The sequence below is a fragment of the Pseudomonas sp. R11F genome (genome assembly GCF_050312575.1).
GTDB classification, from domain to species: Bacteria; Pseudomonadota; Gammaproteobacteria; order Pseudomonadales; family Pseudomonadaceae; genus Aquipseudomonas; species Aquipseudomonas palleroniana.
On sequence record NZ_JBNPJU010000035.1, the window covers coordinates 1 to 9415 of the forward strand.

Here is a 9415-nt window from a genome sequence, read left to right on the forward strand (position 1 = left end):
ATTGCCCGGCGTCCACGGTCAAAATGTGGGAGGGGCGGTGCGACGATTCGACTTGCTCCCGATAGGACCCTAGAGGCCAGCACCCTCCAACTGCTTCAACGCCACCTTGCGCTGCGCCACCGGCAACCCGCCCAGCTTTTCCACCGCCGCAAAGAACTTCACCCAATCCCCACCTTGCTGCCTGAACAACGCGGCAAACGCAGGCACCCACTGGTCATACAGCCCGAACGGCAATAGCCGCGCGTTGTTCATCGGCTGGTTGATCCACCCGTCATACCGCCTATCGCCCCCCCACTGGCTGTCGCGCATCCGCCGGTACTCACTGCGCAAACGCTCGAATTCCGCCGCCTTGGCCTGGCGCATCACGTCCGCGGCCAATGGCTGGGCGTAGAGTTTTTCCAGGCGTTTGCGGGTGTCGAGGATCAGCCGGATAAATTGATCACGTTGCAACAACGCCGCATCACCCAACGGCGCCAGACCGCGTGCCGCACGCCATTGACGGGTGCCTTCCTGCTCCACGAAGTTGGCGTAGGACTCATTGAACTCAGTATCGTCCTTCACATAAAAGCGCTGGTGCGCCAGCTCATGGAAGATCAGCGTCGCCAGGCGCTCATCACCCCAGTTCATCATGGAGCTCATGATCGGGTCATTGAACCAACCCAGGGTCGAATAGGCTTCTACGCCGCCAATCGACACATCCATGCCACGCTGTCGCAACAACGCCGCTTCACCTCGCGCCGCGCTTTGGTTGTAGTAACCGCGATAAGCCACGCAGCCGGCGATGGGGAAGCAATGGGTCTCGGGCGAGAGAGAAAATTCCGGCGTGGCGAAGACGTTCCAGACTACATAAGGCCGACCAATGTCGGCATACAGCCGGTAACTCCGGTTGTCAGGCAGGTGCAAGTGTTCGCTGGCAAAGGCCCGCGCCTTCTGCGCTTGCTTGAGGTGATCGCGCAATACCTGTGGGCGAGACGGATCTGCGATGACCTCGGAAACCGGCTCCCTGGCCCGCAATAGTTGCCACTGGCCGCTGGCCAATTGGCTGTAATAGCTCACACTGGAACAGCCGCTGAGCAGCACCACCAGCAACCCTGGAAGAAAACGCCTGACCATGCCCCAATGACTCCTGGGTAAATTGCCCGCCAGACTAGCCTGCCTGCGCGGCATTTTTCCATGGCGTGGCATGTTTATACTGGTGGCGAGCCTGCTTGTATCTTTCCCACCGCCTGAGTGCCCGCCATGCGCCAGCTTTTGTTTTGCACCACTGCCTTGTTTCTCAGCGCTTGCGCCTCAACCCCGATTCCCCCGGTCGACCCGCATCAGGCCTGGATTGATTTCGCCACGCCGACGCCGGGCGCCAAACTGGTCATGGCCCAGCGCCTGGACGGCAAGAACCTCAACGACGGACGCTTCTTCCAGGTGCCACCCGGCAGCCATGAGCTGATGGTGCGATTTGATTTTGAGGTGCCCACGGGTGGCAGCTTGGGTGGCCTTGGGCAGATGACTGACCGTACCTGCTTCATTACCCTGCAGTACGATCATTTCGAGGCCGGCCAACGCTATCGCCTCGAAGGGCGCTCATTGGCCTACACGCCGAATATCCGTTTGTATAACGCCGCCCGCCAATTGCTGGCTGAAGAGCGCAGCGTCAACTGCCTGTGATCAGTCGTTGTTTTTTTGGTAGATGATGCGCTTGGTGCCGTTTTCACAGGAACCGACAATCATGGCGATGTCATGCTTCTCGGCTTCTTCGGCGGTGATGATTTCCAAGGTGTAGGACGGAATCGCCTTGGCCTGGATCTTCACCTCGATCTCTTTCCTGAGCTCTTCACAATCTTTTGGCGCGGCCACAACCGAAGTAGCCAACGCACCGCAAATGATCGCCAAGGCAAAACGTTTCATGTGTGAAGCTCCCTGAATGCCTGCGCACGGGTGTGCGCTCGAGGCTGCATAGCCTATACGACCGCATCCGGGAAACACGAGTTCTGATTTAACGCAGAACAAAGTGTGGAAGGGGCGGTGCGGCTTGGCCCCTTCCACATTGGATGGGCTGAGTCAGTTGACGAGCGTGGCATCCAGGCTGATTTTCGCATTCAGCACCTTGGATACCGGGCAGCCTTCCTTGGCCTTTTTGCTCAGCTCATCGAACTGCGCCTGGCTCGCGCCCGGGATCTTGGCTTTCAAAATCAAATGCACGGCGGTAATCGCAAAACCACCGTCCACTTGGTCCAGGGTGACCTCCGCCTGGGTGTCGATGCTGTCAGCCTTGAGACCTGCATCGCCAAGAATCATGGAGAACGCCATGGAGAAACAGCCGGCATGGGCAGCACCAATCAATTCTTCAGGGTTGGTGCCTTTGCCGCCCTCGAAACGTGCCTTGAAGCCGTAGGGCGCTTCGCGCAACACGCCGGTTTCGGTCGAAATGGACCCCAGGCCTGTCTTCAGATCGCCTTCCCAATGAGCCGATGCTTTTTTCTTGATACTCATAGCTATCTCCTCGAACGGTGGTTTTGCGTCAGTAGGGTTCTGAGGATAGAAGCTTTTGCAAAGTTCACTTTGTCGGAAAAACCTAGTGCGCCAGTAGGAAATTTATGATCACCTATTGAATCTCGGGTATATGCCCTCATTGCATGAACATGCACAGAAGCGGCAGGTTTTGGTTCGTCTATTTAAGCCTGCGCACCCAATGGAGAAGCTGGCTTATGAAATCGCTGTCCGACGTGAAGTTCTCGACCCTCGACCTCGTACCTGTACGGGCTAATGGCAGTCCGGCCCAGTCATTGCGCAATTCCCTGGACCTGGCCCAGCACGTAGAAAAATTCGGCTACAACCGTTTCTGGGTGGCCGAGCACCACAACATGGATGGCATCGCCAGCTCGGCCACCTCAGTCCTGTTGGGCTACCTGGCCGGTGGCACCTCGACCATCCGTGTTGGCTCCGGCGGTGTGATGCTGCCCAACCACGCACCGCTGGTGATTGCCGAACAGTTCGGCACTCTGGAAAGCCTCTACCCCGGCCGTATCGACCTGGGCCTGGGCCGCGCCCCCGGTTCCGACCAGATGACCGCCCGCGCCCTGCGTCGGGAGCGTTCCGGCAGCGCCGACGATTTCCCGGAAGACGTGGCCGAACTGATGGCCTACCTCGGCCCACGCACGCCTGACCAACGGGTGATCGCCGTGCCGGGCACGGGCACCAACGTACCGGTGTGGCTGCTCGGCTCGAGCCTGTTCAGCGCGCAGCTGGCGGGAGAGCGCGGATTGCCCTACGCCTTCGCCTCGCACTTCGCACCGCGCCTGATGCATGAGGCTATTCGCGTCTACCGCAATCACTTCAAGCCTTCAGCCGTGTTGGATAAGCCCTACGTGATGCTCGGCATTCCGTTGGTAGCGGCCGATACCGACGAACAGGCCGATTACCTGGCCACCTCGGTGTACCAGCGCATCCTCGCACTGATGCGCGGGCAGAGCCTGGTGCAGCGCCCACCGGTGAAAACCATGGATGGCCTGTGGCTGCCGCATGAGAAGGACGCGGTTGGCAGCTTCCTCGGCCTGGCGATGGTGGGCAGCCCGGCGAAAATCCGCGCCAAACTGGAAGTGTTGATCGAGCAGACCGGCGCCGATGAGCTGATCTTTACGTGCGACCTGTACGAACACGCTGATCGCATTCATTCCTACGAGCTATTGGCGCAGTTGATGAAAGGCTGAAGCCCAGGCGAAAAAAAACCGACGCACTCGCGTCGGTTTTTTATGTCTGGAACACGGAATCAACCGCGCTTGTAGACAATTTCCTTGGTGCCGGCTTCGCAGCTGCCGATCACTTTGCCATCGGCGGCAGCGCCTTTAGCGACCACATCCAGCGAGTAATGCTGAACGCCTTTCGCATCGAGCTTGGCCGCGAGTTCGCTTTTCAGCTCTTCACAAGGCTTGCCAGCTGCCATTGCTGTGCCGGCAATGCTCAACAAACTTACCGCTAACAGAAACTTCTTCATCCGTTACTTTCCTTGCGCTGATCGAAAAGAGCGTGCCGACGCACGTTGCATCGGCACCCTAAGGTTGTAGCGCAGGTTATGGCAATCGGCCAGTCAGCAAGTTCAACCGGCGAGATCAACTACTGGCAATTCGGAACCCCACCTTGAGCGTGACCTGGAAGTGCGCGGCCTTGCCGTCCTTGATGTGACCACGGGTTTCAGTCACTTCAAACCATTCCAGATGCTTGATGCTCTTGTTGGCCTCGGCCAGGGCGTTGTTGATGGCGTCTTCGATGCTGGTGGTCGAGGAGCCGACCAGTTCGACTTTCTTGTAGGTGTGATGATCAGACATGGCGTTTCTCCTGAGGGCTTTAGTCAGCGTAGCAGTCAATGTTGGTAATGCTTCTGGCGACTGCTCGTAGGTAAAAGTTCAGATTTACTGCACTTTCTCAAACCGCCGCAGTCGGTATCTACACACGTCACTCAATCACTTCAGGAGAGTCCAAATGGCCAACACTTCTCTACGCAAAGCCTCGCTGGAAAGCATGGAAGCGGAGATTTCCAGCCTGCTCAAATCCCTTGAGAGCCTCAAGGATGATGCATCCGATGAGTCACGCAAAACCCTGAAGGCCCTGAAAAGCAATGCCGAGAATGCCCTCAAGCACTCTCGTCACCTGATCAGCGACGCCTACGAAGAAAGCAAAGTAAAACTGCGTGAAACCGGTGTTGCTACCCGCGACTACGCACAAGAACATCCATGGACCACCGCCGGCGTCGCCGTTGGCGCGCTGGGCCTGCTGGCCGCTTACCTGCTGTGCAAACGCGGCGACTGATTAACCGGCTATCCCGGCTCGCGCAACAGCTCAGCCTTGAGCCACTGCGCCAGCTGCCGAGCGCGCCCGTCCGCGGCGCGCTTGGGTAGCCACAACGCCAAGTGCGCCGGGGTTTCACTGAAACCCCACGGCGCCACCAGGCGCCCCGCACGCAGATCCTCTGCCACCAACGGCTGTGGCGCAATCGCCACCCCAAGCCCGGCTACCGCCGCCTCCAGCAAATAATACAAATGCTCGAAACCCTGGCCGTGTTTCAAAGCGCCGGGATCAATACCGTGGTGCCGCGCCCAACTGGGCCAGGCTTGCGGGCGTGAAGTGGTGTGCAACAGCGCCTGGCCGCACAAGGCTTGCGGCGCAGCCTCCCGCAATTGTTCGAAACCGGCGAAACGCGGGCTCATGACCGGCCCGATACGCTCGCTGGCCAACTCGTACACTTGCATATCCGCCGGCCACGGCGGCTCGGCGAAGACCAGCAACGCATCCAAGCCTGGCCGGCGCGGGTCAAGGTCGCCTTCACCCGCCGACAGGTGCAGACGCAAATCCGGCAGGTCGGCATTCAAACGGCCCAGACGCGGGATAAACCAGCGCGCCAGCAAACTCCCCGACAAACCGAGCACAAAGGGTGCATCCGCGCCGCTTTGGGTGAGTTCCGCGCACACATCCCGCAAGCGCTCGAAGGCCTCGGCACTGGCATCTCGCAGCCGGATGCCCGCATCTGTGAGTTTAAGGCCTCGGCCTTCTTTGCTGAAAAGACTGACACCCAAGTGTTCCTCCAGCACTTTAAGCTGTCGGCTGACCGCGCCATGCGTGACGTGCAGCTGCTCGGCAGCCAGGCTGACGCTATTGAGGCGGGCTGTGGCTTCAAAAGCACGCAGGGCGTTAAGGGGCGGGAGGTCTCGGCTCATCTGTGAGTTTTCCTGACAGGTTGCGGCGATCTTATCGGTTTTCAGCGTAGCGTGTGAGGGGTAGAGTGGCCCTCATTGTTTCTACACCCATTTTTTCCTGGAGCGTCCCATGACTCAGTCCCAGACCGATCTACGCAACGGCCCAGACGCCAACGGCCTGTTCGGCGCGTTCGGCGGCCGTTATGTCGCTGAAACCCTGATGCCGTTGATCCTCGACCTGGCCCGTGAATACGAAGCGGCCAAGATCGATCCGGCGTTCAATGAAGAACTGGCCTACTTCCAACGCGACTACGTCGGGCGTCCAAGCCCGCTGTATTTCGCCGAGCGCCTGACCGAGTTCTGCGGCGGCGCCAAGATCTACCTCAAGCGCGAAGAGCTGAACCACACCGGCGCGCACAAGATCAACAACTGCATCGGCCAGATCCTGCTGGCACGACGCATGGGCAAAAAACGCATCATTGCCGAGACCGGCGCAGGCATGCACGGCGTGGCCACTGCCACCGTGGCCGCGCGTTTCGGCCTGCAATGCGTGATCTACATGGGCACCACCGACATCGAGCGCCAGCAGGCCAACGTGTTCCGCATGAAGCTGTTGGGTGCCGAAGTGATTCCGGTGGTCGCCGGCACCGGCACCCTCAAGGACGCGATGAACGAAGCACTGCGTGACTGGGTGACCAACGTCGACAGCACCTTCTACCTGATCGGCACCGTGGCCGGCCCACACCCTTACCCCGCGATGGTGCGCGATTTCCAGGCCGTGATCGGCAAGGAAACCCGCGACCAGTTGCAAGCCCAGGAAGGCCGTCTGCCGGACAGCCTGGTGGCGTGCATCGGCGGTGGTTCCAATGCCATGGGCCTGTTCCATCCGTTCCTGGACGACAAGAGCGTGCAAATCATCGGCGTTGAAGCGGCCGGGCACGGCATCGAAACCGGCAAGCATGCCGCCAGCCTCAACGGCGGCGTACCGGGCGTGCTGCACGGCAACCGTACCTTCCTGCTGCAGGACGACGACGGTCAGATCATCGACGCCCACTCGATTTCCGCCGGCCTCGACTACCCCGGTATCGGTCCTGAACACGCGTGGTTGCACGATATCGGCCGCGTGCAATACACCTCGGTCACCGACGATGAAGCCTTGGATGCGTTCCACAAGTGCTGCCGCCTGGAAGGGATTATTCCTGCCCTGGAAAGCGCCCACGCCTTGGCTGAAGTGTTCAAACGCGCGCCGACCCTGCCGAAGGATCACTTGATGGTGGTCAACCTTTCAGGCCGTGGCGATAAAGACATGCAAACCGTGATGTTCCACATGGAACACTCTCAACAAGAGCAGTCCAAGCAGGAGAAACACTGATGAGCCGCCTGCAAAGCCGCTTCGCGCAACTGAAAGAACAGAACCGCGCCGCCCTGGTCACTTTCGTCACCGCCGGTGACCCGGGCTATGACACTTCGCTGGCGATCCTCAAAGGCTTGCCTGCCGCCGGTGCCGACGTGATCGAGCTGGGCATGCCCTTCACCGACCCGATGGCCGACGGCCCGGCTATTCAGCTGGCCAACATCCGCGCCCTGACCGCCAAGCAGAACCTGGCGAAAACCCTGCAGATGGTTCGTGAATTCCGCAAAGACAATCACGATACGCCGCTGGTGTTGATGGGTTACTTCAACCCGATCCACAAGTACGGTGTGCCGCAGTTCATTGCCGACGCCAAGGCAGCCGGGGTTGATGGCCTGATCGTGGTCGACATGCCGCCTGAGCATAACGCTGAGCTGTGCGACCCGGCCCAGGCTGCTGGTATCGACTTTATCCGCCTGACCACACCCACCACCGATGATGCGCGCCTGCCAACCGTACTCAATGGCAGCTCCGGTTTCGTGTATTACGTATCGGTGGCCGGCGTGACCGGCGCCGGTGCCGCCACCCTAGAGCACGTCGAAGAGGCCGTGACCCGCCTGCGTCGGCATACCGAACTGCCGATCAGCATCGGCTTCGGTATCCGCACGCCGGAACAGGCAGCGGCCATCGCACGCCTGGCGGACGGTGTGGTAGTGGGTTCGGCCCTGATCGATCACATCGCCACGGCCAAGAATGATCAGCAAGCAATCGATGGCGTTTTGAGCCTGTGCGCGGCGCTGTCGGAAGGTGTGCGTAACGCCCGTCGGTAAGCGTGGTAGGTGAAGTTCCTGATACAGAGGAATCAGCCCACTTGTGCATGAGCCTGAACCGCAAGCCCAAGGGATTTCGAACTGCGTTCGAAATCCCTTTTTTGTTGTGGATGCGATGTCGTTAAAGTTCGATCCGCTCGACCTTGCCGACCAGCAACACGTAAGAAAGCGCCCCAAGCAATGCCAGCACCGCAATGTAGGTAATCGCCGGCGCAAATGAGTCGCCACTGGCCAGGAAGCCAATCACGATCGGCGTGGCGATCGCCGACAGGTTGCCGATGAAGTTGAACACCCCGCCGGTCAAGCCCAGCAGGCGCGCCGGTGCCAGGGTCGAGACCAGCGACCAGGTGATCGACGCCAGGCCATTGCCGAAGAATGCCAGCGCCAGGAAGGCGATGACCCACGCGGTGGAGTCGACATAGTTGGCCCCGATGATCGCCGTGGAAATCAACAGCCCGCCAATGATCGGCAACTTGCGCGCAAAACCCACTGACGCGCCCCGGCGAATCAGCCAGTCGGAAAAAATCCCGGAACACAGTACGCCGACGAAGGCCGCGAGGAAGGGCAACGACGCCAGCAGACCGGACTTGATGAAATCCATGCCGCGATATTTCACCAGGTAGGTCGGGAACCAGGTCAGGAAGAACCACAGCGTCGAGTTCAGGCAGAACTGCCCCAGGTAGATCCCCCAGAGTTTGCGCTTGCTCAGCACGATGCCCAGGTCGGCCCAACTGAACGGCGCCTTGACGGTTTTCGCCTGCATGTCCACCAGGCCGCCGCCCTCACGGATCAACGCGATTTCAGCCGCATTGGCGCCTTCGAAATCCTTCGGCTCGCGGTACACCGCATACCAGATCACCGCCCAGAGAATGCCCACGCCCCCCGTGACGACAAACACCATGTGCCAGCCGAAGGCGTGTTGCAGCCAGGCCAGTACCGGCGTGAGAAACGCCAGCCCGACAAATTGCCCGGAGGTGTAGACGCCAATGGCGGTCGCCCGCTCACGCTCGGGAAACCAGGTCGTGACCACACGGCTGTTGATCGGATAAGCCGGCGCTTCCAGCGCACCCACCGCCATGCGCAGCACGAACAGTGCGATGAAGCTTGCGGCAAAGCCCAGCATGACAGTGGCGATGGACCACAACAGCAACGCAGCCGTATACAGAATTCGCGGCGGCACCCGGTCCACCAGCCAACCGCCGGGAATCTGCATGGCGGCGTAGGTCCAGCCGAAGGCGGAGAAGATCAGCCCGACATGCACCGGGTCGATACCCAGCTCACTGGTCAGCGCCGGGGCGGCAATCGAAAGGTTGCTGCGGTCGAGGTAGTTGATCACCACGGTGATGAACAACAACAGCATGATGAAAAAACGCTTTCTGCTGGGCGTGACTAAAGAAGCCTGTCCAGTAAAGGATTCAGGGTGCATGGGGTGCCTCTTTTTTATGTTTGTTGAGGTCTGGCCTGACGGCCTGAAGAAACCGAATCAACTGTGGGAGGGGGCTTGCTCCCGATGGCGGCGCATCAGATTCAGATGTGCTGACTGACTCACC

The 9415-nt window shown here is 59.9% G+C and carries 12 protein-coding genes; 5 read left to right on the forward strand and 7 right to left on the reverse strand.

From position 1 onward, the window contains the following. Positions 1-69: 69 nt before the first annotated feature. A complete protein-coding gene (locus ACQRBV_RS08910; RefSeq protein WP_411985875.1) occupies positions 70-1113 on the reverse strand; it encodes an aminopeptidase in 1044 nt (347 codons plus the stop codon). Positions 1114-1239: 126 nt separating this feature from the next. Between ACQRBV_RS08910 and ACQRBV_RS08915 the strand changes: the two genes are divergently transcribed. Continuing rightward, positions 1240-1662, forward strand: coding sequence for a hypothetical protein (locus ACQRBV_RS08915; RefSeq protein WP_090367749.1), 423 nt, complete (start codon positions 1240-1242; stop codon positions 1660-1662). On the opposite strand, the gene ACQRBV_RS08920 is transcribed toward ACQRBV_RS08915, so the two are convergent. Both ACQRBV_RS08920 and ACQRBV_RS08925 read right to left on the reverse strand, forming a co-directional pair. Further along, the gene (locus ACQRBV_RS08920; protein WP_090367751.1) at positions 1663-1902 is read right to left on the reverse strand and encodes a DUF1161 domain-containing protein; all 240 of its coding nucleotides are present in this window, start codon (positions 1900-1902) and stop codon (positions 1663-1665) included. A 153-nt stretch (positions 1903-2055) separates the two neighbouring features. Continuing rightward, on the reverse strand, positions 2056-2487 hold the full coding sequence (locus ACQRBV_RS08925) for an OsmC family protein (protein ID WP_060756528.1): 432 nt from the start codon (positions 2485-2487) through the stop codon (positions 2056-2058). A gap of 215 nt (positions 2488-2702) precedes the next feature. On the opposite strand from ACQRBV_RS08925, the gene ACQRBV_RS08930 reads away from it, so the two are divergent. Then, complete coding sequence (locus ACQRBV_RS08930; RefSeq protein WP_021491416.1) at positions 2703-3704, forward strand: LLM class flavin-dependent oxidoreductase; 1002 nt, start codon at positions 2703-2705, stop codon at positions 3702-3704. 59 nt (positions 3705-3763) lie between these two features. On the opposite strand, the gene ACQRBV_RS08935 is transcribed toward ACQRBV_RS08930, so the two are convergent. Both ACQRBV_RS08935 and ACQRBV_RS08940 read right to left on the reverse strand, forming a co-directional pair. Next, positions 3764-3988, reverse strand: a complete 225-nt coding sequence (locus ACQRBV_RS08935) for a DUF1161 domain-containing protein (protein WP_060756530.1) — start codon at positions 3986-3988, stop codon at positions 3764-3766. Positions 3989-4103: 115 nt separating this feature from the next. Next, a complete protein-coding gene (locus ACQRBV_RS08940; RefSeq protein WP_005783406.1) occupies positions 4104-4319 on the reverse strand; it encodes a dodecin in 216 nt (71 codons plus the stop codon). A 154-nt stretch (positions 4320-4473) separates the two neighbouring features. Here ACQRBV_RS08940 and ACQRBV_RS08945 point away from each other — a divergent pair, with 154 nt between their 5' ends. After that, entirely contained in the window at positions 4474-4800 is a 327-nt protein-coding gene (locus tag ACQRBV_RS08945) for a DUF883 family protein (protein ID WP_003233664.1), read from the forward strand. A gap of 8 nt (positions 4801-4808) precedes the next feature. On the opposite strand, the gene ACQRBV_RS08950 is transcribed toward ACQRBV_RS08945, so the two are convergent. Beyond that, positions 4809-5705 carry a LysR family transcriptional regulator gene (locus ACQRBV_RS08950; RefSeq protein WP_411985876.1) on the reverse strand — a complete coding sequence of 299 codons (897 nt, stop codon included), beginning with the start codon at positions 5703-5705 and terminating at the stop codon, positions 4809-4811. 109 nt (positions 5706-5814) lie between these two features. Between ACQRBV_RS08950 and trpB the strand changes: the two genes are divergently transcribed. Both trpB and trpA read left to right on the forward strand, forming a co-directional pair. Further along, positions 5815-7056, forward strand: a complete 1242-nt coding sequence (gene trpB / locus ACQRBV_RS08955) for a tryptophan synthase subunit beta (protein ID WP_060756532.1) — start codon at positions 5815-5817, stop codon at positions 7054-7056. Further along, positions 7056-7865: a tryptophan synthase subunit alpha gene (trpA, locus tag ACQRBV_RS08960; protein WP_090367758.1), complete on the forward strand. Its 810-nt coding sequence runs from the start codon at positions 7056-7058 to the stop codon at positions 7863-7865. Before trpB ends, trpA begins: the two co-directional genes overlap by 1 nt. Before the next feature lie 121 nt (positions 7866-7986). Here trpA and ACQRBV_RS08965 read toward each other — a convergent pair whose 3' ends face one another. After that, positions 7987-9291 (reverse strand): MFS transporter, encoded by a 1305-nt coding sequence (locus ACQRBV_RS08965; RefSeq protein WP_411985877.1) that lies wholly within the window; start codon positions 9289-9291, stop codon positions 7987-7989. Between the last annotated feature and the right edge of the window lie 124 nt (positions 9292-9415).

Bases quoted from the DNA above. Each gene is read 5' to 3' on its own strand.
- ACQRBV_RS08950 (WP_411985876.1), bottom strand. From the start codon at position 5,705: ATGAGCCGAGACCTCCCGCCCCTTAACGCCCTGCGTGCTTTTGAAGCC.
- ACQRBV_RS08930 (WP_021491416.1), top strand. From the start codon at position 2,703: ATGAAATCGCTGTCCGACGTGAAGTTCTCGACCCTCGACCTCGTACCT.
- ACQRBV_RS08940 (WP_005783406.1), bottom strand. From the start codon at position 4,319: ATGTCTGATCATCACACCTACAAGAAAGTCGAACTGGTCGGCTCCTCG.
- trpB (WP_060756532.1), top strand. From the start codon at position 5,815: ATGACTCAGTCCCAGACCGATCTACGCAACGGCCCAGACGCCAACGGC.
- ACQRBV_RS08925 (WP_060756528.1), bottom strand. From the start codon at position 2,487: ATGAGTATCAAGAAAAAAGCATCGGCTCATTGGGAAGGCGATCTGAAG.
- ACQRBV_RS08920 (WP_090367751.1), bottom strand. From the start codon at position 1,902: ATGAAACGTTTTGCCTTGGCGATCATTTGCGGTGCGTTGGCTACTTCG.
- ACQRBV_RS08910 (WP_411985875.1), bottom strand. From the start codon at position 1,113: ATGGTCAGGCGTTTTCTTCCAGGGTTGCTGGTGGTGCTGCTCAGCGGC.
- ACQRBV_RS08945 (WP_003233664.1), top strand. From the start codon at position 4,474: ATGGCCAACACTTCTCTACGCAAAGCCTCGCTGGAAAGCATGGAAGCG.
- trpA (WP_090367758.1), top strand. From the start codon at position 7,056: ATGAGCCGCCTGCAAAGCCGCTTCGCGCAACTGAAAGAACAGAACCGC.
- ACQRBV_RS08965 (WP_411985877.1), bottom strand. From the start codon at position 9,291: ATGCACCCTGAATCCTTTACTGGACAGGCTTCTTTAGTCACGCCCAGC.
- ACQRBV_RS08935 (WP_060756530.1), bottom strand. From the start codon at position 3,988: ATGAAGAAGTTTCTGTTAGCGGTAAGTTTGTTGAGCATTGCCGGCACA.
- ACQRBV_RS08915 (WP_090367749.1), top strand. From the start codon at position 1,240: ATGCGCCAGCTTTTGTTTTGCACCACTGCCTTGTTTCTCAGCGCTTGC.